Below are 22,383 nucleotides of genomic sequence, written 5' to 3'. Positions count from 1 at the left end.
CCGGCGGTACGGTCGACGCCGTACCGCCGACGGGTCCCGTCACGGGGTGGCGCTGGGTCCTGCCGCTCACGATGGGCGGAGATGGTGCCCGCCCCTACGGTCGTCGGGCCGCGTGTCCGCACCGGTGTGATGGAAGGTACGGACAGGGTCGGCAGGACGGCAGAACGCACGCCCTGCGTCGCCGGGTCCGTGCCGTCAGTGACCGGTTCGGTGCAGTGTGCCGGCGCGGGTCGGCCGGCCCGGCGGCTTCCCGGTCGTCGCGCCGAGGACGGGGCCGCATCCCTCCAGCGCGCGAGGTGTCAGTCGGCCGCGGTCTGGCCGGGCTTGCCGCCTTCCAGGCCCTGCCAGCGTTGGCGCAGCGCGAACGCGGCCGACTTCGGCTTCCGGTCACGGGTGAACACACCCTTCTTGTTGCCGTCGACACGGTGGATGCCGGGCGAGGTCTGGAAGTCGGCGAAGTTCCACACGTGTTCGCCGACGAACTCGGGGATGCGGTCGAAGACGCGGTGGTACATGGCGAGGAAGTCGCTCTGGTACTCCTCGCTCCACGGGGCGTCCCAGACGGAGTGCAGGCCGGGCTGGGTGTCGGCGCCGTACTCGGACATCATGACGGGCTTGCCGAAGCGCTGGACCCACCCGCGCAGGTCCTGCTCCAGGTATCCCTCGGAGGTCGCGAGGTCGCCGGTGAACAGGTACCAGCCGTAGTAGCGGTTGATGCTCAGGACGTCGAACAGGTCGCCGATCTGGTCGTTCTGCGGTGTCGCGAACATGACGGCGGAGTAGGTGAGGGGCCGGGTCGGGTCGAGTTTGCGGGCCAGTTCGACCAGCGGCTCGAAGTACTCGCGGGCGCCGTCCTCGTTGGAGGCGGGTTCGTTGGCGAGCGACCACATCACCACGCTCGGGTGGTTCTTGTCCCGTTCGATCAGCTCCCGCAGGTGCTGGGCGTGGACGTCCCGCGTGGTCCCGCCGAAGTTCTCCGGCGCGAAGGTCGGGGTCGGGGGAACGCCGGTCAGTCCGCCCTGGACACCCAGGTTGAGGCCGACGGCGGCGGTCTCGTCGATGACGACGATGCCCTGCCGGTCGGCGAAGTCCAGCACTTCCTCGGCATAGGGGTAGTGGGAGGTGCGGAAGGAGTTGGCGCCCGTCCACTGCATGAGCTGGAAGTCGTGGACGAGATAGGCGTCGTCATGGCCCTTGCCGCGGACCGGGGTGTCCTCGTGCTTGCCGAATCCGGTGAAGTAGAACGGCTCCCCGTTGATGAGGAAGTCGGTGCCGCGCACCTCGACGGTCCGGACACCGAAGGGCTGGCTGTAGCTGTCCACCGGATCGCCGTTCACGGCCAGTTCCACGACGAGGTCGTAGAGGTAGGCCGCGCCCGGCTGCCAGAGGGTGACGTCCTCGATACGCAGGACACCCTCGTGGCCCGTCCCCTCCGCGACGGTCCGGCCGGCCTCGTCCACCGCGCGCACCCGCACGGCGGCCGTCTCGGCGTGCACACCGGCGGTCTCCACGCTGTAGCCGAGGGTGCCGGCCGAACCGTCCCGCCCGGTGACGACGGTGACATCCCCGACGAACGTCGTCGGCATGCTGTAGAGGCGGACCGGCCGGGCGATGCCGGCGTAGTTGTAGAAGTCGTGCAGATACGACTGCCGTTCGCGGCCGTCGGGGCCGGTCGTGACGGTGCCGGGCGGGATGGTCAGGTTCGTCAGCCGGTTGTCGACGCCAACCGTCAGCCGGAACTCGGCGCCCGGCTCGACGACGCCGGTCAGGTCCGCCTCGAACGGTGTGTAGCCGCCGGTGTGTTCGGCCACGAGCCGTTCGTCCACATAGACCTGCGCGGCATGAGTGACGGACCCGAAGCGCAGGATCACACGCTCACCCCTCCAGCCGCGCGGCACGCGCACGTCGCGCTGGTACCAGACGACCCCGACGTGGTCACGGATCTCCGGGTCCACGAAGAGGTCGTTGTAGCTGGCGGGCACCGGGACTTCGAGCGGCGGGGCGAGGCGCGAGGCCCAGGGGGCGGCGCCGGCCCGGGTACCGAGAGCGAACCGCCACAGGCCGTCCAGGCCGACGACATCGCGGGTGGGCGTGGTGCGGGGCGAGAGCATGGAGTTCCTACCGGGTGATCGGAGCGGTCGTGGTGGTCGGGGCGGCGCGCCTCAAGCCGTTTCGCCGGCGTCCGCGAGGAGCGTGCTGCCCGTCATGAAGGCCGAGAGGTCGCTGGCGCAGAACAGCACCACCCGGGCGACGTCGTCGGGCACGCCGAGCCGGCCGAGGGGGCCCGGCTGCATCACGGACATGATCGTTTCGGAGTCCACCCCTGCCGCGGCGGCTGCCGCCAGGTTTCCCTCGGTCGGTACGAACGTCGGTGCGACGCCCAGCACCCGGATGCCGAACGGGGCGAACTCCAGGGCGAGTTGGCTGGTCAGGCCGCGCGCCGCATGCTTGGAGCCGACGTACGCGGCGAGCCCGGGGGCCGTGCCACGGAACCCGGCCGTGGAGACGACGTTGACGATGACGCCCCCGTGTCCGGCCTCGCTCATCCGGCGAGCCGCTTCCCGGGAGCCGAGGAAGACCCCGCGGGTGTTGACGGCGAACACCTCGTCGAAGGCCTTGTCGGACATCTCCAAGGCGGGGACGCTGGGGAAGATCCCGGCGTTGTTCACCCAGATGTCGATCCCGCCGAGCTCCCGGACCGCGAGGTCGGCGGCGGCCACGACGCTGTCGGAGTCGGTGACGTCCAGGTGGGCGGCCAGGGCACGGCCCTGCCCCCGGGTGTTGAGGTCTTCGGCGACGGCGGTGGCGAGTTCGTCGCGGATGTCCGCGACGAGCACGTGAGCTCCCGCTTCGGCCAGCCGCTCGGCGACGGCTCGGCCCAGCCCTTGGCTCGCGCCGGTCACGACGGCGCGCCGCCCTGTCAGTGAGACGAGTTCGGCCAGGGATTTCGACGAGACGTCGGGTACGGAAACCTGCACGGTGTGTCCTCCTGTGACGGTGTGGTCAGATCCGGCCGCGGCGGGCGGTCTCGCCCAGCCAGGCCAGAGAGGGCTTGGGGCGGCGCTCGAACGTCTCGCGGTCGACCTCGACCAAGCCGAACGTCGGCTCCCAGTGGCCCCACTCGTAGTTGTCGAGCAGGCTCCAGTGCAGATAGCCGCGTACGTCCACGCCGTCGGCGATCGTCTTGCCGAGATGTTCCAGGGCTTCGCCCGTGTAGGCGATACGGCGGGTGTCGTCGCCGGTGGCGATGCCGTTCTCGGTGACCAGGATCGGCAGCCCGTCGGTGGCCTTGGCGGTGTGACGTACCGCGATGCTCAGCGCGTCGGGCCGGTAGGCGGTGCCCACGAGCGTGTTGTCCGGGTGCGGCGGGTGGGGCTCGATGCCGTCCAGATCGACCCACTGGCTGGAGTACGACTGCACGCCCACGAAATCGTCGCCGCGCGACCCGGCCAGGTAGAGGTCCTCCCAGACGTATTCCAGATCCCGCTTGTTGTTCTCCGCTCCGGGACGGGCCACGAAGGCGCGGTTGGCGACCGTCCAGCCGACTTTGGCGTCGGTCCGCTCGTGCAGCACCTTTCGCGCGGCCTGGTGTGCCTCGACGAGCCGTGCGCCGATCACCACGTCGGGGGCGGGCAGTTGCGGGCGCGGGCCCTCGTTGTCGAGGGTGGGGCTCTGCCACGCCCCGTCGGCCTGCGGGTTCTGGAAGGCCCGCGCCATGCCGACCATGATGGCCAGCATGTTCGGCTCGTTCATGGTCACGACCCACTCGACGCCGTCGAGGATCGGTGTGACCGTCTCGACGTAGGTCCGGAACCTGTCGATGGCCCGGTCGCCGAGCCAGCCGCCCTCCTGGGAGAACCAGAGAGGGCTGGTGAAGTGGTGCAGGGTCACGACCGGGGTCAGGCCGAGTTCGAAGGCCGTCTCGATCATGCGCCGGTAGTGGGCGAGTTCGGCGCGCGAGACCAGGCCGGGGATGGGCTCGATGCGAGCCCATTCGATGCCGAAGCGGTAGGCGTTCAGGCCGGCGTCCGCGAGCAGCCGCATGTCCTCGCGGTAACGGTGGTAGCTGTCGCAGGCGTCGCCGCTGCGCTCCATGCCAGGGATGCGTCCCTCGTTCGCCCAGAAGTCGCTGTTGAGGTTGTTGCCCTCGATCTGGTGCGGTGCTGTGGATGCGCCCCAGAGAAATCCGGGAGCGAGTTCGGTCATCGTCGACTGCCTTCCTGACTGACGAAAGTGACGGTCCAGCGGCGCTCGGGCAGCCGGGGCGTCGATGCGTGCTCGGGCGGGCCTGTGCCCCAGCGTCAACACTTACCAAGTGGTTGGTTTTTGCTGGAACGTAAACCGGGATCACAGGGGAAGGAAGAGTGTGGGGCGGTTTCGTAACCCGAGCGTTACATTTGTGGGCGGGTTTGTGTCCCGCTGGGCGGCCGATGGCCGTCGCCGAGCGCCGCCGCGCCCGTGCCGCGCCGACGACGCGGGTGCCCCGCACGGGAGATGCTCACCGTGCCTGCGTTCGAACTGCGCACAAGGACCCAGGGTGGTTCAGGGGCGCGGGAGCATCCCTTCGGCGGGCTGCGGTGCTGGGTGACACCGACTGTATGAGTGTCTGCGGCACGGCTCGGCCGCTCTTGGACCTTGTCCGGGACTGATCACACGGCGTCGACGGCGTCGTCCCGGGTGAACAGCAGTCGGACGAAGTCAGTGACAGGCCCCACGATGTCGAGGTTCTGGTCGAGGACCCACTGCAGCTGGAGCCCATTGAGCACGGCCTGGAAGAGAACCGCGGCGCTCTCGGGGCTGACGCCTTCACGGAGCCTGCCGCGGGCCGCCTCGTCCGGGAATCCGTCGACGAACTGGGCGCGGCTGCGTTCGTAACGCTCGACGAAGTAGGTGTGCGCCGGGTGATCGGGCCTTGAGGCCGCCGCCGCGAGTTCGATCCAGAGCCGCATCAGCTCGGGGGTCTTCTGGTGGTGGCGGACGAGTTCGGCGAGGTAGGGGCCGAGCTGGTCCGGTCGCTCGACCTCGTCCAAGCCCCGCTGCCACTCCTCGGAGTCGCGGTCGGCGAGCACCTCTGCGAGGAGTTCGTCCTTGTTGCGGAAGTGGTGCAGGAGCCCGGCGTGGGTGATGCCGGCCCGTTCCGCGATGTCGCGCAGGGAGGCCTTGGCGTATCCGTGCTCGGCGAAGCTGCCGCGGGCCGCGCGGACGATCTCCGCCCTGCGGGCCGGTGTTTTGGCGTACGGTCCACGTGCCTTTGCCTGATCCACGGTGTGCTCACCCTCCTCGACGACGCGAACAAAGATCTACCACTGATCAGAATGTGATTCGCGCGCACCCTCAGGTCTCCGCGTCGCCACCCTCGTGGCGCTGGAGGAACTGCTCCGCGAAGGCCAGGGCTTCCGCGTGACGAGCCGTCATGCCCAACGTGTTCTCCACATCATGATGACCCGGCCGAGGGCCGTCGTCAGCGTGAGTGGCACGGTCGGGGACGCCTCGGGCAGCAGCTCGTTGCCCGTCTTCGCGAGACGGTGGGTGAGCGCTTGCGGATGCGCCTCGCGGTGGCGTTCGGCGCGCGCGGCGAGTTCGGCCCGGGTCTCCTCGCGGTGATGAGGAGGATCTGCCGCTCCCGCTCCTCCTCGACGCGGGCCCTCCCGGCGTTCGAGCCAGTGACGGGGAGTGTCGAGTCCTGCCCGGTCGAGGACATCTCCATCGCGGAAACGGACGGCGGTGGGCGGGTGTTCCCGCCCTCGGCCGCTCCGCTCCCCCGATCCATTGACTGACTGTTAAGGCAGTTGACTTCACACCGCCACGCATCTAGATTCCTGTCATACGGAAATGGAATTCTCGAACCTGCATAACAAGGATCTCCAGTGGGTCTGCTGCCGTGGTTCAACCGTCCGTGAAACAGCGCGTCGCCGCACCGCTCCTCCTCGCATCGGTCCCCAACGGCCGCTTACTCCATGTCCGGCCGGCCTCTCCCGCCCATGCCACCCAACTCGCCGCACTCCAGCTCACTCACGAATCGAGGTCAGTCATGCCCGGACGAGTCGAGGGCAAGGTCGCCTTCATCACCGGAGCAGCCCGTGGTCAAGGGCGCAGTCATGCCGTACGGCTGGCGGAAGAAGGCGCCGACATCATCGCTGTCGATGTCTGCAAGCAGCTCGAGGGCGTCACCTTCCCCATGTCCACGCCCGAGGACCTGGACGAGACCGTCAACCAGGTACAGAAGCTGGGCCGTCGCATCCACGCCGTGCAGGTGGATGTACGCGACCACGACGCGCTCAAGGCCGCGGTCGACGACGGTGTCGCCGAGTTCGGGCGGCTGGACATCGTCGTCGCCAACGCCGGTATCGGCAGCGACGGGGCCACGCTCGACGCGATGGACGAGAAGACCTGGCGCGACATGATCGACGTCAACCTGACCGGCGTCTGGCTGTCCGCCAAGGTCTCCACCCCGCACATCGTGGCGGGCGGCCGGGGCGGTTCGGTCATCCTGACGAGTTCCGTGGGCGGTCTGAAGGGCTACGCGAACATCGGTCACTACATCGCCGCCAAACACGGCGTGGTGGGGCTGATGCGCACGATGGCAGGGGAGCTCGGAGCGCGCGGAATCCGTGTCAACACCCTGCACCCAACCCAGGTGAACACGCCGATGGTGATGCACGAGGCCACCTACCGGATGTTCCGCCCCGACCTGGAGAACCCCACGGTCGACGACTTCGCGGCCGTCTCGCAGGGCATGCACGTGCTTCCCACCCCGTGGGTCGAGCCGCTGGACATCAGCAACGCCGTCCTGTTCCTCGCCTCCGACGAGGCCCGTTTCATCACCGGAGTGACCCTGCCCATCGACGCCGGCGCCCTGCTCAAGTGAGCCGTACAGCAGAGGAGTTGTGTCCGTGACGACCACCGACACGATCTACTGGGACCCCTACGACCCCGCCCTCGCCCGCGACCCCTACCCGCTGTACGCCCGGCTCCGCGAAGAGGCGCCGCTGTACCACAACGCCAAGCACAACTTTTACGCCGTCAGCCGCTACGCCGACGTACAGCGCGGTCTCGCCGACTGGCAGACCTTCTCCTCCGCGCGCGGGGACATTCTGGAGATCGTTCAGGCGGACGTCCAACTCCCGCCCGGCACCCTCATCTTCGAGGATCCGCCCGTCCACGACATCCATCGCCGCCTGCTCGCCCGGGTGTTCACACCCCGCCGTATCGCCACCCTGGAACCGCGCGTGCGCGCCTTCTGCCGCCGGGCTCTCGAACCGGTTACCGGGGCAGGGCGGTTCGACCTCGTCGAGGCCGTCGGCGCGGAGATGCCGATGCGGGTGATCGGCATGCTGCTGGGCATCCCGGAGGCCGACCAGCCCGCCATCCGCGACTACACCGACGACACGCTGGGCACCCAGGACGGCGGAAAGATCAACCACGAGGAGATCCTCAGCACGGACGCCTTCAGGGACTACATCGAGTGGCGCAAGAAGCATCCCTCCGACGACCTCATGACCGAGCTGATGACCGCCGAGTTCGAGGACGAGAACGGCGTCACCCGCACCCTCACCGACGAGGAGGTCCTCACCTACTGCACGGTCGTCGCCGGCGCCGGCAACGAGACGACGGGCCGCCTCGTCGGCTGGTTCGGCGCGCTCATGGCACGATTCCCCGACGCGCGACGGGAGTTGGCCGCCGACCCGTCCCTGATCCCGAACGCGATCGAGGAGATCCTGCGCTTCGAGCCGACCGGCCCGTTCACCGCGCGGTACGTCACCAAGGACGTCGAGCTGTACGACCGTACCGTGCCGGCGGGCAGCGCGATCCTGTTCGTCCAGGCGGCCGCGAACCGTGACCCCAGGCGCTTCGAGGATCCGGACCGTTTCGACATCCACCGGGTCAGCCAGCACATGAGCTTCGGTGTCGGCGCCCACTACTGCCTGGGAGCCGCCCTGGCCCGGTTGGAAGGCCGGATCGCGGCGGAGGAACTCCTGCAACTGTTCCCCGGCTGGGACGTCGACTGGGACCAGGCGGAACTGGCGCAGACCTCGACCGTACGCGGCTGGAAGACCCTGCCGCTGGTCGTCGAAGGAGCCCGGTGATGGCCGACCGCTGGACCGTCACGGTCGACAAGCGGGTCTGCGTCCGCACGGGCCTGTGTGTGGCCGCCGCACCGGAGGAGTTCCGTCTCGACGAGGACGGACAGGGACGGGCGCGGTCCGAGAGCCTGCCGGCCTCCGAAGAGGTGCTGGAAGTCGCCGAGTCCTGCCCGATCGAGGCCATCGGGATAGTCGACGCCCGGAGCGGTGAGCGGGTGTTCCCGCCCTCGGCCGCTCCGTCGTCCCGTTCCGTTGGCTGACTGTTGAGGCAGTTGGTTTCACGGCACGACGCAGATAGATCCCTGATATTCGGAAATAGAATTCTCGAACCTGCATAACAAGAATCTCCAAGGGGTTTGCCGCCGTGGTGCAACCGTCCGTGAAACAGCAGATCGTCCTGGCCGCCGAGCGGCTCTTCGCCGTCCACGGCCTCGAAGGGGTGTCCCTGCGCCAGATCAGCGCGGAGGCCGGGAACGGCAACAACACGGCGGTGCAGTACCACTTCGGATCCAAGGAACGCCTGGTCCAGGAGATCTTCGAGTACCGCCTGCCGGACCTGAACGAGCGGCGGCGGCTGCTGGTGGCCCGCCGGCGCCCCGATGATCTCCGAGCGTGGGTGGAATGCCACATCCTGCCCGTCCTGGAACAGGGCGAGCAGGAGGGCAGCCACTACCTCAGCTTCGTCGCCATGCTTCAGCAACACGGTCGCCGGGATCTCTTCGAGAGTCTTCCGGCCGAACTCGCCAAGCCCACCACCGACTTCGTCGAGCGGATCGGCGCGCTCCTTCCGCATCTTCCCGAACCGCTGCTCGGTCATCGCATCGCGCAGGTTCTCGCCTTCGGCGTGCACGCCGCCGCCCAACGTGAGCGGACCCGGACGCGGGGCGGAAGCGTGCTGCCCTTCGCTGTTCACGTCGGTGACCTGCTGGACGGCCTGGTCGGCTTCCTCCGGGCCCCGCTCTCCGCCACGACCGAGGTCGTGCTGGGCGAGAGCGGACCGAGCGAGCCCGCCCTGCCGCTGTACCCCTGAACACCCGCATTCCCACCCGCGAGCGGAGGAGCGAGCGTCCGATGAGCATCGATCTGCACAACGCCGTGGCGGTGGTGACCGGTGCCGGCAGCGGGATCGGCCGTGCCGCCGCCCATGCCTTCGCCCGGCGCGGCGCGCGGGTGGTCGTCACCGACCTCGTGGACGAACGGGCCCAGACGGTCGCCGACGAACTCGGTGACCGGGCTGTCCCCGCGGTCTGTGACGTGACCAGCCTCGACGACCTTCAGGCGGTCCGGAAGCTGGCCCTCGACCGCTTCGGGCGGATCGACCTGGTCATGAACAACGTCGGCATCCTCGCCGTCGGCCCCGTCGAGGACATCCCGTTGGAAGCCTGGCAACGCGTCGTCGACGTGAACCTGTTGGGCGTCGTCCGCAGCAACCTCGCCTTCCTGCCTCACCTGTTGGAGCAGGGGTCGGGCCATATCGTCAACACCGCCTCCACGGCAGGCCTGTTGCCCTACGGGTACGACCGGCTGCCGTACACCGCGACCAAGCACGCCGTCGTCGGACTGTCCGAGGCACTCGCCCTCTACCTGCGTCCGCGCGGCATCGGCGTCTCCTGCCTGTGCCCGGCAGGCGTCGCCACCAACATCGTCGAGCAGATCGCCTTCTACGGGAAACCGGCCCCGCCCCGCGGCCCGAACTTCCCTGTCCTGGACGCCGATTCGGTCGGAGAACTCGTCGCCGAGGGCGTCACCCACGACCGCTTCCTCATCCTCACCGCACCCGAAGCCGCCGAGGAACTGCGCGAACACGGTGCCGATGTCGAGGCCTACCTGTCCCGTCTGACGAAGGACGCCCCATGAGCAGCAGCACCATCGACCGGCTCCGCCTGGACGACAAGGTCGCCGTCGTGACGGGCGGCGCCGGTGCCATCGGCCAGGTCTACGGCCGCGCACTGGCAGAAGCCGGCGCCTCCGTCGTCCTCGCGGACCTCAACGGCGAGGGCGCCGAGCAGGCCGCCAAGGCTCTCGCCGCCGACGGCCTGCACGCACTCGGCGTGCGGGTGGACATCACCGACCGCGCCTCCGCCGCCGACATGGCCGCACAGGCGACCGACGCCTTCGGCGGCATCGACATCCTGGTCAACAACGCCGCCCTGATGGCCGAAATCCCCCAGGTCGACATCCTGGACCTGCCGGGCGACTGGTTCGACCGGGTCATGCGCGTCAACGTGTTCGGCGCCGTCGTCTGCGCGGGCGCGGTCAAGGCGTCGATGATCGAACGCGGCGGCGGACGGATCATCAACCAGGTCTCCGCCGGCGCCTTCATGGGCGGCGGCATCTACGGCGTCAGCAAACTCGCCCTCGTCAACGTCACGGTCGGCCTCGCCCGCTCCCTCGGCCCGCACGGCATCAACGTCAACGCCATCGCGCCGGGCCTGGTCGAGAACGAACCCGGGATGCGCAGCCTCCCCGCCGACCACCCCATACGCGCCGCCCTGGCCTCCGCCATCCCGGGCAAGAAGTCCGCCCCCGCCGAAGACCTCCTGGGCCCCCTCCTCCTGCTCGCCTCCCCGGCCGGCGCCTGGATCAACGGGCAGACGATCAGCGTCGACGGCGGCTGGGTCACCCGGCTGTGACCGGCGCGAACGCACCCACCACACGGGTCGGCTTCATCGGACTGGGCAGCCAGGGCGCGCCGATGGCCCGCCGGATCGCCGAAGAGGGCTTCCCTCTGACGCTGTGGGCGCGCCGCCGAACGTCGACGGACGGGTTCGCCGACACGGCTGGCACTGTGGCCGCGACGCCGGCAGACCTGGGCGCCGCGAGCGACCTCGTGTGCCTGTGCGTCGTCGCGGACGCTGACGTCGAGGACGTACTGCTGCGACCCGACGGCGTACTGACCGGCATGGCTCCCGGAGGAGTCGTCGCCATCCACTCCACCGTCCACCCCGACACCTGCCGGCGTGTCGCCGACGAGGCCGCCAAACGGGAGATCGCCGTCGTGGACGCCCCGGTCAGCGGGGGAGGCGGCGCTGCCGCACAGCGCAGGCTGCTGGTCATGGCCGGCGGACGGGAGACGGACGTCGCCCGGTGCCGCCCGGTGTTCGGCGCCTTCGCCGACCCGGTGATCCACCTCGGACCGCTGGGCAGCGGCCAACTCGCCAAGCTGCTCAACAACTTCGTGTTCACCGCGCAGGTCGGCCTGGCGCTGGACACCTACGCGCTCGCCGACGGCCTCGGCATCGACCGGGCCGCCGTCGCGCAGGTACTGGCCCACGGCACGGGAGGAAGCCGTGCGGCGGCCATCCTCGCCGCCTCCGGCTTCAACACCGACGGACTGCGTCAGGCCCTGCCCCTGCTGCACAAGGACGTCGGCCTGCTGCTCGATGTGGCCGACACGGCCCGTGCCGCCCGGCCCCAGACCCTGGCGGACCTGACCACCCACACCCTGGCGACGCTGGGCCGGCGCCCGGCGACCTGACCCCCGCCCCACCCGGACGACCCCAAGGCGGCACCGACATGACCACGGCCCTGTCCCATGACCTCGGCACCACCGGCCCCCTCGTCGACGGCACCTGGTTCGACAGCACCTCCGCCGGCCCGCAGGACCACGTCAACCCCGCGACCGCCCGCACGAACGGCACCGTCCTGCTCGCCGGGCCGCAGGAGGTCGACGCGGCCGTCGCGGCGGCCAAGAACGCTTTCCCCGAGTGGCGGGGGATGTCCCCGGACCGACGCCGCCGCATCCTCCAGCGCGTGGAGGAGTTGATGCTTGAGCGTGTGCCGGAGCTCGGCCGGATCAACGCCCTCGAACTCGGTGTGCCCATCCGCACGTCCGCGGCCCTGGCCCATCTGAGCGCGGGCTGGTTCGGCTACTACGCCGGCTGGGCGGACAAACTGGAGGGCGCCACCATCCCGCCCAGCCCCCGCATGGTGCCCGGCCTCGACTACACCGTGCCCGAGCCGTACGGCGTCGTCGGGATCATCCTGACCTGGAACGGCCCGATCATGTCGGTCGGCATGAAGGTCGCCCCCGCGCTCGCGGCCGGCAACTGTGTCGTGGTCAAGGCTCCCGACCTGGCACCCTTCACCGTGGCCCGGTTCGCGGAGATCGCCCTGGAGGCCGGGCTGCCCCCGGGCGTGCTGCACGTCCTGCCCGGCGGCCCGGAAGCCGGCGACCGGCTGGTCCGCCACCCCGACGTCGCGAAGATCTCCTTCACCGGCGGCATCCCGACCGCGAAGAAGATCCTCGACGCGGCCCGCCACACCCTCAAGCCCGTCGTGCTCGAACTCGGCGGCAAGACGGCCAACATCGTCTTCGCCGACGCCGACCTCGACGAGGCCGTCACCGAGACCGTCCGCTCCTGCTTCACCCTCTCCGGCCAGGGCTGCAACCTCACCACCCGGATGCTGGTCCACCGCGAAGTGTACGACCGGGTGGTCACCGCCACCGGCGCGGCGGCTGCCGCCCTCCGCGTCGGCGACCCCTTCGACCAGGCGACGGCACTCGGTCCGGTCATCGGCAAGGCAGCGCACGAACGCATCCTCGGCATGGTCGAACGCGCCGCGAAGGACAGCCGCGTCGTCGTCGGCGGCCACGCGACCGACCCCTCAACCCTGCCCCCGGACAACCGTGACGGCTACTTCATCGACCCGACCGTCCTCGCGGACGTCGATCCGTACGGCGAGGTCGGCCGGGACGAGGTCTTCGGCCCGGTGCTCGCCCTGATCCCCTTCGAGACCGAGGACGAGGCGGTCGAGCTGGCCAACTCCACCCCTTACGGCCTCGGCACCGCCCTGCACACCCGAGACGTCTCCCGCGTCCAACGCGTCGTCCCGCAGCTCCAGTCGGGCACCGTCCTCGTCAACGGCGCCTCGGGCCAGCCCCCGGGCGCCCCCTTCGGCGGCTACAAGCAGAGCGGCTACGGACGAGAAGGCGGCAAGGAGGGCCTGTACGAGTTCCTCCAGACCAAGAACGTCTTCATCCGTGCGTGAGCGTGACGACCCGCCCGAACTCCCGCCCCAGGAGACCGAGATGAACGACAACCCCGCAGTGCGGACCCTGACCGACGTGCTCCCCGACCGCCAACCGCCCACGGCTCGCACCCCGTTCGGCCGTGCCTCACGCGACTTCCTGTACGGCGAGGTCTGGTCGCGCCCCGGCCTTAGCCGCCGGGACCGCCGCTGGACCACCCTGACCTGCGTGGCCGCAGCCGACGCACCCCAGCCCATCGAGGACCACGTCCACGCGGCACTCGCGTCCGGCGACATCGCCCTGGAACCCATGCTGGAGTTCGTCCTGCACTTCGCGGTGTACTGCGGCTGGCCCAAGGCCTCCCACCTGGAGGGCGCCGTCGCCCGACAGTGGGACCGCATCCATCGTGAGCGCGGCGAACAGACACCGCCCTGGCCCCAGTTGGGCAACGACACGCTCGGTCCCGACGCCTGGGACGAGCGACTCAAGCGGGGCGCCGAGGAATTCACGGACGTCAACCTCCTCCCCGCACCGCCCACGAACTCGCCGTACCGGCAAGCCGGCATCCTCGGCTTCGTCTTCGGCCATGTGTGGCAGCGCCCCGGACTGACCCGTCGCGAACGCCGGATCATCACCGTCGCCTGCGTCGCCCTCGACGACTCGCCCGTCCCACTGCGGTCGCACGTCACCGCCGCGCTCCACTCCGGCGACATCACCAAGGAGGAGATGGACGAGATCGTGCTGCAGTTCGCCGCGTACTACGGCTTCGCCAAGGGAGAAGCCCTCGCCGACGCGGTCGAGGCGGCGTGGTCCAAGAGGCCCGGCTGACGGGGAGCCAGAGCCCGCGCCGACGTTTAACGGAGTACTTCCGGTCGCCTCGAAGAGGGTGTGCGAGATTCGGTCTGCGGGGGAGAGGTACGAGTTCGCCCGCCGCTCGGGTTGACGTTCTCGGCCGATCGCCAACACACGGGCCGCAGCTAAAGCCTGGTAACTGTGCTTACCCATACGGCAGTTACCACCCGGCCTCCCGCCCAGGGGCGGGGGCGTGCCTACGGCCGGCACCGGTGCATCAGGCGCTGATCGCGCCGGTGCTCAGCGGGCGGAGGCAACCGGCTGGAGCCGGTCGCCCTGGCTGCCGTAGCGCCTGGGGCGGCCGGTCGTGTACGTGGCGAGCGCGATGATCCCGGTGACGGCGATCAGCGCGCACACGGCGCCCCAGCCCAGTGCGGTGTAGGCGCGCGTGCCGAGCCATGAACCGGCGCTGCCACCGAGGAACGCGCAGGTCATGTAGCCGGTGTTGAGACGGCTGTGAGCCTCGGGCCGGAGGGCGAAGATGCGGGCCTGGTTGGCGACCTGGCCGCACTGCACCGCCACGTCGAGCAGCAGCAGCCCGACGGCCAGCCCCACGAGCCCCGGCGCTCCGCCCAGCAGACCTGCGGTGAGCACCGCCGCCGAGGCGAGGGCGGCCAGGATGCACCACAGGTTCAACCGGTCGGCGCCGAGCCGGTCGACCCGGCGGCCGGCCGTCGGCGCGCAGAACATGCTGCCCGCGCCGATCAGGGCCAGCAGGCCCACGGTCTGGGTTCCCATGTCGTACCGGGGGCCGGTGATCAGCAGGGCCAGCGCCGTCCAGGCGGCGCTGAACCCGCCGAAGACGGTGACCTGGAAGTACACGGAACGCCGAAGCTGCCGCTCGTCGCGGAGCAGGCGCAGGGTGTCGGCCAGCAGCGTCGGGTAGCGGTCCCGTACGGCGGGGGCGGTGCTGGGCAGGGCGAGGCCGAGGACCACGGCGAGCAGTGCGGTCAGAGCGGCGGCGACCAGGTACGGCGCACGCCAGCCCAGGTGCTCGCCCAGGACGCCACCGAAGGTGCGGGCCAGCAGGATGCCGCCGATCAGTCCGGCTTGCAGGGTGCCGATCACACTGCCACGCCGGTCCGGCTCGACCAGCCCCGCGGCCATGGGAAGCAGGAGCTGCGGGACCACGGTCGCCAGGCCCACCACGCTGCCGGCCGCGAGCAGCAGACCGGAGGCCGGGGCGAGACCGGCGGCCAGCAGGGCGAGGCCGGTCACGACGAGCAGTCCGGTGATCAGCGGACGGCGCGGCAGGCGGTCGCCGAGCGGGACCAGCAGGAAGAGCCCGGCCGCGTAGCCGAGCTGGGTCACCGTCGCCACGACCGTCGCCGTGGCCGGAGAGATGTCGAGACCGTCGGCGATGAGCGGGGTCAGGGCTTGCGGAAAGTAGACGTTCGCGACGCTGACACCGCAGGCCAGCGCCATGAGGAGGGGAAGCCTGCGCCCCATGCCCGGCGACTCGGGAAGGGGCGGATCGTTCCGGGACATCACATATCTCCAACCGAACGAACTGGATGGTTCGAATTTCGACCCTGACACGACCACCTTTGATACGTCAAACGAACCAGTTCGTTAGCATGGGATGCATGGCCTACGACTCCACAGCGACCAGGGAACGTATCCTCGCGGCGGCGACCGCGGAGTTCGCCGCGCACGGCGTCGCCGGTGCGCGGGTGGACCGTATCGCCGCCGAGGCCAAGGCCAACAAGCGCGCCATCTACGACTACTTCGGCGACAAGAACAAGCTCTTCGCAGTCGTCCTGGAACATGTGTTGGCCGACCTCGCCGACGCCGTACCCCCCAGCGAGGACCTCCCCGTATACGCCGGGCGTCTCTTCGACTACCACCATGCCCACCCCGAGGCGTTGCGGCTCGTCATGTGGGAGGCACTGGAGATCGGCGACCGGCCGGTTCCCGCGGAGGAGGCCCGTACAGCCCACTACCAGGACAAGATCGACGCCGCGGCGTCGGGCGGCCGGGCCGGCGACGCCCGCGCCCGCGTGTTCTTCACCCTTGCCCTGACCGGCTGGAGCATCGCCATGCCGCAGCTGCGGCGCATGGTGCTCGGCCCCGACCACAGCCTCGACGACCTCCGTACGGATGTCACCCAGGCGGTCCAGGCCTTGTCGACAGCGACTGAAGGTGAGGCGTAGCGCCCTGTCGAGGGGGAGGAGTCGGGCGTCCTGAGCCGTAACTGCCGAGCGATACGCAGGATTTGGTCCTCCGCGCCGGGACGCGCGACGAAGGTGCGATGGGCGACGGTCCAGCTGACCTCGGCGCCGGTGTGCTCACGCCCCACTGCCCGGCGGGCACGCCACCCCATCAGCGATCCGGCCTCCCGGCCGACCAGCAGGGGCAGGGTCTGACACCAGAACTCGACTGCTTTCGGCGGCGAAAGTGCTCACCTGCCGGCGGCTACGGCACCACGTCTCTCCGACCCGGCAGCTCTCATCAGGCGGCAGGTGTTGTTCGTTCAACGGTGCTGTTCTGTCGGCACGGGCGGAGTCCATGCAGCATGGCCGGTCAGGTCTTCCCCATGTCAGTGAGCTGCTGAACGGACAACAGGGAGCAACCCATGTCCAGCCATGACAGGAATATCCAGGTCGAACCCGAGGCCGCGTACTGCCCCTACCCGCTGTACTCCCAACTGCGAGAGCGAGGCGTGCCCTTCGTCGAGGAGGCGGGCGCCTTCATGGTCACTCGGGCCGAGGACGTCGACACGGTGCTGCGTGATGTCGAGACCTTCTCCTCGCGCGACACGCTCGGACTCACGCCGGTCGAACCGGGGAGTGAGCAGACGGGGGCCGCGTTCTATCTGGTCACCACGGATGCTCCGGAGCACAGTCGACGCCGGCGGCTGGCGGCCAGGGCGTTCACGTCCGGCCGGGTCGCCCGCTTCGAGCCGCAGATCCGGACGATGTGCGCGGAGCTGATCGAGGGCCTGCGTGGACGGGAGGAGGTCGACTTCGTGACCGACTTCGCCGTCAAGCTGCCCATCGCCGTCATCGCCACGCTGTTGGGCATCCCGGAAGCGGACACCGGTGTGATGCGGCGGCTCTCGGAGAAGGTGCTTTCCTCCCTCGTCGGTTCACCCGACCCGGCCGGCTTCAGCTTGGCCTGCGAGGAGTTCGGTGCCCTCCTGGCCCCGGCGTTGGAGGCTGCGGCCGGTGTCGAGCAGGAGACCACCATTCTGCATACGATCGCGGCCGCCGGCCTCGGCGCGGAGGACGCCACGCTGTTTGTCATCGAGTTGCTGTTCGCCGGTAACGTGACGACCGCCGATGCCATCAGCAGCAGCGCCAGGCTGCTGGCCGAGGATCCGCGGCTGGCTGACCGGTTGCGGCAGGACCCGTCGCGGCTCGCCACGTTCGTCGAGGAGTCGCTGCGGCTGGAATCGCCGGTTCAGGGACTGTTCCGGACCGCGACCCGTGACACCGAGATCGGCGGCTGTCCGGTTCCGGCCGGCGCTCGTCTTCTGGTGAGTTTCGGCGCGGGCAACCGTGACGCGAAGCTGGTCGAACGGCCCGACGAGCTGGACCTCGATCGTGTCTCGCCCCACGCGCACCTCGCGTTCGGCCGGGGAGCGCACACGTGCCTGGGGCACGCCCTCGCCCGCCTCGAAGTGCGCATCGCTGTGGAGGTGCTGTTGGGCACGGTGCAACGCTTCGAGCCGGCGGTCCCACCGGAGCGGCTCGCCTACCAGCGTGAACTCACCGTCCGGCATCTGCAGTCCCTGCCGTTGCGCCTGTACTGGTCCTGAGAGGCGGTACCGTCCGCCACGGTGTCCCAGATGCTCGGGTAGCGGTCCTCGCCGATGTCGAGTCAGAGCCGGAAGAACTTTCGTGGTGAACCCGGGCCGGTGGCGACAGGCCGCCGCCACCGGTCCGGGTTCACCGGGTCCAGGGTCCTTCACCACCAGGCCGGGCACGTCCGGAACGCAAGGGCGTGTCCGACCGGGCGAGTGTCACTCGCCCGAGTGGGAGAGCTCGATGTCGTGGCTTTCCACACCGGAGCCGTGAACGGTCAGGTGGGTGGCCTTCGGCGTGTAGTCGGCCGCCGTGACCGTGTACTCGAAGCAGGATGTCGTACGAGACCGGCTTGCCGCCGACCACGACGGTGGACGCCTGCGGCTGGTAGCCGTCGGCGGAGGCGATGGAGCACGCAGCTTCCCGCGTCCGGCGCTTCCACCGTGTACGAACCGTCCGGGTGGGCCACCACGCGGCCCACTTGCCGGCCCCCCCCCGCGAGATCAGGGTGATGACTTGACCGGGACGCCGGCGGAGGCCCGGTCAGCGGCTGCGGCCGGGGTCGGCACCTTCGTGTCGTGCTCGTTGTTCTCGTTGGTCTCGTGGTTTCCGTCCTCCCGGCCTCGGAGGCCGAACGCCGCCAGGGCGGCGCCCACGAGGGCGAGGATGCCGGTGACCAGGACGGCGGTGTGGACGCCGGTCATGAAGGCGGTGTGGCTGCCTTCCACCACGGCTGCCCTGAGCTGTGCGGGCATCGCGTCGGACACCGGGGCGACTCCCATCGCGACCGCGTCCTTCGCCTCCCCGAAGCGAGCGGCCGCCGAGTGGGGAACGCCGGCGTCGGTCAGTGAGTCCGTGAGAGTCGAGCCGACGCGGCTGCTGATGAGGGAGACGAGTACCGAGGTGCCGAGCGCGCCGCCGACCTGGAGCGAGGTGGCCTGGAGGCCACCCGCGATGCCGCCGTCCTTGACGGGGGCGTTGCCGACGATCGCGTCGGAGGACGCGGCCATCACCATGCCGACGCCGAGACCGAGCGCGACGAACGGCGGCCACATGGCGGCGTACGAGGAGTCGGCGCTCCACGCGAGCATCGCGAACGCGGCGCCGGCCTGGAACACCATCCCGAGCGGCATGGTCAGGCGCGGGCCGAACTTCTCGGTGAGCTTCGCGCCGAGCGGCGAGGCCACCATGGAGGCGAGGCTGAGCGGCAGGGTGCGCACACCGGACTCCACGGGCGTGAAGCCGTGCACGTTCTGGAGGTACAGCATCACGAAGAAGATCGCGCCGAGCAGGACGAAGAAGTTCAGCGCGGTGACGATCGTACCGATGGTCAGAGCCGGGTTGCGGAACAGCCGCATGGGCAGGAGAGGGTGCGCGACACGAGTCTCGTACCAGCCGAAGAGGACCAGGACGACGACGCCGCCGCCGATCGCGCCGAACGTGCCGGCCGAAGTCCAGCCCCACGTCTCGCCCTTGACGACGCCGAAGACGACAGCGATCAGTCCGAGCGCGAGCAGCACGACGCCGGGTACATCGAACTTCTCGCTCGCCGCCGCCTCGTTCCTGGACTGCGGCAGTACAACGAGACCGAAGACCAGGGCGATCACGCCGATGGGGGCGTTGATGTAGAAGACGGACTCCCAGTTGACATGCTGGACGAGCAGTCCGCCGACGATCGGGCCGAGCGCGGTGGCCACCGACGAGATCATCGCCCAGATGCCGACCGCCATGCCGAACTTCTTCGGCGGGAACACCGCCCGCAGCAACGCCAGGGTGTTGGGCATGAGCAGCGCACCGAACAGGCCCTGCAAGGCCCGGAAGGCGATGACACCCTCGACCGAGCCGGCGAGGCCGATCGCGACGGACGCGACGGTGAATCCGACGACGCCGACGAGGTAGACGGTGCGGCGGCCGAAGCGGTCGCCGAGCTTGCCGCCGAGAATGAGGGCGGCGGCGAGGGCGAGCAGGTAGGAGTTGGTGACCCACTGCAGTTCGGCGGTGGTGGCGCTCAGGTCGCGGGCGATCTCGGCGTTGGCGATCGAGACGACGGAGCCGTCGAGGCCGACCATGAACAGACCGAGCCCGACGGCGATCAGCGTCAGCCAGGGGTTGGCGCGAAGACCGCGGGGGTGGGGGTCGGATACGGGAGTGTGCGCTGTGGAAACAGCGGTGACAGACATGTGTGAGCTGTCCTCGGGACGTGCGGAGCGCGGCTGGGGCGCGTGGACATGTGGGAGCGAGCTGTGTGCGGGGCCTGCGCAAGGGGCAGCACACCCAGCCCTGCCGCAGCGGCGGCAAGGGCGGTGGGTGTAATGGAGCAGGGCCGAACGGTCAGGCGGCGGAGTGGTCGCGCAGGCGCCGGGTGAGAGCCTCGAGGGCGCCGAGCGCCGAGCCGAGGGCGTCGCGGTCGCCGTCCGTGAGAGTCCGTAGCGCGGCCGCGAGTTGTCGCGCCGCGACGTCCTCGGCCTGGCGGATACGTTGCCGGGCCTCGGCGGTGACACGCAGGTGCGCGACGCGCTTGTCGGCGTCGTCCTGGTGCCGTTCCAGCAGGCCCGCGTCGGTGAGGCGGGTGACCAGGGCGCTGACGTTGTTCGGCATCATCCGCAGAGCGTCGGCAGCCTGGTGGACGGTCGCGCCGTCGTGCTCGGCAACGTACTGGAGCAGGGCCAACTGCCGCTCGGGGAGCTGAGGGTAGGGCAGTCGCCGGTCGATGCTCTGTTTGACGTACCGGTTCAGCGCGGGCAGACACGCCACGAGGCCTGCGGCCACCTGGTCGACGCCCTGGCTCGGACGAGCCTCACTGATTCCGGTCACGACTCCAAGTTACCTATGAAAGTAAACCTATGTCAACATACTAATCACGTGAGTGGTAGCCGGCTCGACTCCTGGCGCCCACCTGATCATCGGTACGTTCCGGTCCGGCACCCCAGACGTGCACGCGCCGCGGGCTCATGTGATCCGGCGGTGAGCGGAGTGGCCCCGGGGACGGTGCGAGGGCTGTTGCGCCGGTCGGACGCCACCGAGCCTGCGACGGACGAGTCCGTCGGCCGGCAGGAGCGCTTGGCTGTCCCGGTTCATGCCTGGGCGCCGTCCCGCTACCGGGTTCATCGGCAGTGCATCGGCGTTCACGCCGGTGGTGAAGCCGATCTCGTGATTGTGGGGCGGAGCGACACGGTGTCGTTGCGGCGGAGCCGGACGTTGCGGGCCGCAGGGGTGAGGTGGAGAACGGCTGTTCCCGGCGACAGGGGGTGTCGTGTGTTCGTACGATCGGCGAATGCAGCTTCGGTATGCCTTCCGGTTGTACCCGGAGCCCGGTCAACGCACGGCGTTGGCCAGGGCGTTCGGGTGCGCACGGGTGGTGTTCAACGACGCAGTACGGGCCCGGGAGGTCGCCCGTGCCGCGGACCTGCCGTACCCGGGCGCGGCCGAGCTGTCGAAACGGCTGATCACCCAGGCCCGCCACACGGTCGAGCGCTGCTGGCTGGGTGAGGTCTCCTCGGTGGTGCTGCAGCAGTCTTTGCGGGATGTCGAGGCCGCGTACCGGAACTTCTTCGCCTCCCATAAAGGGGAGCGCAAGGGCAAGCGGGTGGGTGCGCCGCGTTTCAAGTCGCGTAAGGACACCCGGCAGGCGATCCGGTTCACCGCCAACGCCCGCTGGAAGATCACCGAGGCCGGGCGGCTGTCCCTGCCGAAGATCGGTGACGTGAGGGTGAAGTGGTCGCGTGTCCTGCCCGCAGTGCCCTCCAGCGTGACGGTGATCCTGGATGCGGCGGGCCGGTACTTCGCCAGCTTCGTCATCGACACCGACGACGAGACGGACCGGGCCCGCTGGGACGATCCGGACCCCGAGGCCGCGATCGGCATCGACCTGGGCCTCACTCACTTCGCTGTCCTCTCCGACGGCACGAAGATCGACAGCCCGAGGTTTTTGCGCCGGGCGGAGAAGAAGCTGAAGAAAGCCCAGCGGGAACTCTCCCGCAAGGAGAAGGAGTCGAAGAACCGGGAAAAGGCCCGTCTGAAGGTCGCCCGCGCTCACGCGGGGGTGGCCGATGCGCGCAAGGAGTTCCACCACCAGCTCTCCACGACGTTGATCCGCGAGAACCAAGCGGTCGCGGTGGAGGACCTGGCGGTATCCGGACTCGCGCGTACCCGGCTGGCCAAGAGTGTGCACGATGCGGGCTGGGCCCAGTTCGTGAACATGCTTCAGTACAGGGCGCAGCGGTACGGGCGGACGTTCGTGAAGATCGGGCGGTTCGAGCCCACCAGCCAGGTGTGCTCGACCTGCGGGTACCGGGACGGGCCCAAACCCCTGCATGTGCGGGAGTGGACCTGCCCCGCCTGCAACACTGTCCACGATCGCGACCACAACGCCGCGATCAACGTCAAACAGGCCGCCGGACTGGCGGTATCGGCCTGCGGAGCGCCGGTAGGACCGGGACTCGTCCCGGCACAGCGCGAAGAAGCAGGAAGCCACGGAATCCCCACTCGAACCTGTGCCGCGTAGCGCACAGCAACAGGTGAGGACGGCCAGAATCCTCGGGGTTCAGCCCGAGGAGCATGTCAATCGCATCCGCCGTCTCCGCATCCGTCGTACAGTCAGGCGGCCCTGAGCGCACAACGCCCTTCCGGGCATCACGTCACCCAGGATGCGACTGCGGAGGATCTCGCGGTCGGGTGATGCCACCGCTCGACCGTGCGGATCCGGCGCGGGGAGCGCGGGTCGACGGCC

Annotated in this window: 20 protein-coding genes; 13 read left to right on the top strand and 7 right to left on the bottom strand. The window is 69.7% G+C overall.

Translation table 11 applies throughout. The features are described 5' to 3' along the window. Window positions 1-299: 299 nt before the first annotated feature. The 4 genes from uidA to ACIRRY_RS14425 all read right to left on the bottom strand — a co-directional run bounded on the left by uidA (window position 300) and on the right by ACIRRY_RS14425 (window position 5,264). Complete coding sequence (uidA, locus tag ACIRRY_RS14440) at window positions 300-2,111, bottom strand: beta-glucuronidase (RefSeq protein WP_403971974.1); 1,812 nt, start codon at window positions 2,109-2,111, stop codon at window positions 300-302. Between the two features lie 51 nt (window positions 2,112-2,162). Further along, a complete protein-coding gene (locus ACIRRY_RS14435; RefSeq protein WP_403971972.1) occupies window positions 2,163-2,978 on the bottom strand; it encodes an SDR family NAD(P)-dependent oxidoreductase in 816 nt (271 codons plus the stop codon). 25 nt (window positions 2,979-3,003) lie between these two features. Beyond that, window positions 3,004-4,206 (bottom strand): family 1 glycosylhydrolase, encoded by a 1,203-nt coding sequence (locus ACIRRY_RS14430; RefSeq protein ID WP_403971970.1) that lies wholly within the window; start codon window positions 4,204-4,206, stop codon window positions 3,004-3,006. Window positions 4,207-4,649: 443 nt separating this feature from the next. Then, a complete protein-coding gene (locus ACIRRY_RS14425) occupies window positions 4,650-5,264 on the bottom strand; it encodes a TetR/AcrR family transcriptional regulator (RefSeq protein WP_403971968.1) in 615 nt (204 codons plus the stop codon). Between the two features lie 279 nt (window positions 5,265-5,543). On the opposite strand from ACIRRY_RS14425, the gene ACIRRY_RS14420 reads away from it, so the two are divergent. From ACIRRY_RS14420 to ACIRRY_RS14375, 10 genes are all read left to right on the top strand, one after another. After that, the gene (locus ACIRRY_RS14420) at window positions 5,544-5,777 is read left to right on the top strand and encodes a hypothetical protein (protein ID WP_403971966.1); all 234 of its coding nucleotides are present in this window, start codon (window positions 5,544-5,546) and stop codon (window positions 5,775-5,777) included. Between the two features lie 254 nt (window positions 5,778-6,031). Next, the gene (locus tag ACIRRY_RS14415) at window positions 6,032-6,868 is read left to right on the top strand and encodes a mycofactocin-coupled SDR family oxidoreductase (protein ID WP_403971964.1); all 837 of its coding nucleotides are present in this window, start codon (window positions 6,032-6,034) and stop codon (window positions 6,866-6,868) included. Between the two features lie 25 nt (window positions 6,869-6,893). Continuing rightward, entirely contained in the window at window positions 6,894-8,087 is a 1,194-nt protein-coding gene (locus tag ACIRRY_RS14410; protein WP_403971962.1) for a cytochrome P450, read from the top strand. After that, window positions 8,087-8,344, top strand: a complete 258-nt coding sequence (locus tag ACIRRY_RS14405; RefSeq protein WP_403971960.1) for a ferredoxin — start codon at window positions 8,087-8,089, stop codon at window positions 8,342-8,344. The genes ACIRRY_RS14410 and ACIRRY_RS14405 overlap by 1 nt, the downstream gene beginning before the upstream one ends. Before the next feature lie 104 nt (window positions 8,345-8,448). Continuing rightward, window positions 8,449-9,114, top strand: coding sequence for a TetR/AcrR family transcriptional regulator (locus ACIRRY_RS14400; protein ID WP_403971958.1), 666 nt, complete (start codon window positions 8,449-8,451; stop codon window positions 9,112-9,114). 41 nt (window positions 9,115-9,155) lie between these two features. Then, window positions 9,156-9,941, top strand: a complete 786-nt coding sequence (locus ACIRRY_RS14395; protein ID WP_403971956.1) for an SDR family oxidoreductase — start codon at window positions 9,156-9,158, stop codon at window positions 9,939-9,941. Next, window positions 9,938-10,717, top strand: a complete 780-nt coding sequence (locus tag ACIRRY_RS14390) for an SDR family oxidoreductase (RefSeq protein ID WP_403971954.1) — start codon at window positions 9,938-9,940, stop codon at window positions 10,715-10,717. The genes ACIRRY_RS14395 and ACIRRY_RS14390 overlap by 4 nt, the downstream gene beginning before the upstream one ends. Further along, the gene (locus tag ACIRRY_RS14385) at window positions 10,714-11,562 is read left to right on the top strand and encodes an NAD(P)-dependent oxidoreductase (protein ID WP_403971952.1); all 849 of its coding nucleotides are present in this window, start codon (window positions 10,714-10,716) and stop codon (window positions 11,560-11,562) included. Before ACIRRY_RS14390 ends, ACIRRY_RS14385 begins: the two co-directional genes overlap by 4 nt. A gap of 38 nt (window positions 11,563-11,600) precedes the next feature. Then, entirely contained in the window at window positions 11,601-13,076 is a 1,476-nt protein-coding gene (locus tag ACIRRY_RS14380; RefSeq protein ID WP_403971950.1) for an aldehyde dehydrogenase family protein, read from the top strand. Next, on the top strand, window positions 13,069-13,884 hold the full coding sequence (locus tag ACIRRY_RS14375; RefSeq protein WP_403971948.1) for a carboxymuconolactone decarboxylase family protein: 816 nt from the start codon (window positions 13,069-13,071) through the stop codon (window positions 13,882-13,884). The genes ACIRRY_RS14380 and ACIRRY_RS14375 overlap by 8 nt, the downstream gene beginning before the upstream one ends. Before the next feature lie 264 nt (window positions 13,885-14,148). Here the strand turns inward: ACIRRY_RS14375 and ACIRRY_RS14370 are convergent, their stop codons facing one another. Then, complete coding sequence (locus tag ACIRRY_RS14370) at window positions 14,149-15,396, bottom strand: MFS transporter (protein ID WP_403971946.1); 1,248 nt, start codon at window positions 15,394-15,396, stop codon at window positions 14,149-14,151. A 98-nt stretch (window positions 15,397-15,494) separates the two neighbouring features. Here ACIRRY_RS14370 and ACIRRY_RS14365 point away from each other — a divergent pair, with 98 nt between their 5' ends. Both ACIRRY_RS14365 and ACIRRY_RS14360 read left to right on the top strand, forming a co-directional pair. Beyond that, window positions 15,495-16,061, top strand: a complete 567-nt coding sequence (locus ACIRRY_RS14365; protein WP_403971944.1) for a TetR family transcriptional regulator — start codon at window positions 15,495-15,497, stop codon at window positions 16,059-16,061. A gap of 422 nt (window positions 16,062-16,483) precedes the next feature. Beyond that, complete coding sequence (locus tag ACIRRY_RS14360; RefSeq protein ID WP_403971942.1) at window positions 16,484-17,668, top strand: cytochrome P450; 1,185 nt, start codon at window positions 16,484-16,486, stop codon at window positions 17,666-17,668. A gap of 489 nt (window positions 17,669-18,157) precedes the next feature. On the opposite strand, the gene ACIRRY_RS14355 is transcribed toward ACIRRY_RS14360, so the two are convergent. Together ACIRRY_RS14355 and ACIRRY_RS14350 are read right to left on the bottom strand one after the other, a co-directional pair. Next, window positions 18,158-19,834 (bottom strand): MFS transporter, encoded by a 1,677-nt coding sequence (locus ACIRRY_RS14355; protein ID WP_403971940.1) that lies wholly within the window; start codon window positions 19,832-19,834, stop codon window positions 18,158-18,160. A 151-nt stretch (window positions 19,835-19,985) separates the two neighbouring features. Continuing rightward, window positions 19,986-20,459, bottom strand: coding sequence for a MarR family winged helix-turn-helix transcriptional regulator (locus tag ACIRRY_RS14350; protein ID WP_403972283.1), 474 nt, complete (start codon window positions 20,457-20,459; stop codon window positions 19,986-19,988). A 469-nt stretch (window positions 20,460-20,928) separates the two neighbouring features. Between ACIRRY_RS14350 and ACIRRY_RS14345 the strand changes: the two genes are divergently transcribed. After that, complete coding sequence (locus ACIRRY_RS14345; protein WP_403971938.1) at window positions 20,929-22,158, top strand: RNA-guided endonuclease InsQ/TnpB family protein; 1,230 nt, start codon at window positions 20,929-20,931, stop codon at window positions 22,156-22,158. Window positions 22,159-22,383 lie beyond the last annotated feature (225 nt).

The organism is Streptomyces sp. NPDC101776 (assembly GCF_044766845.1).
Classification (GTDB): Bacteria; Actinomycetota; Actinomycetes; order Streptomycetales; family Streptomycetaceae; genus Streptomyces.
This window is presented reverse-complemented; position numbering and strand designations above follow the sequence as displayed.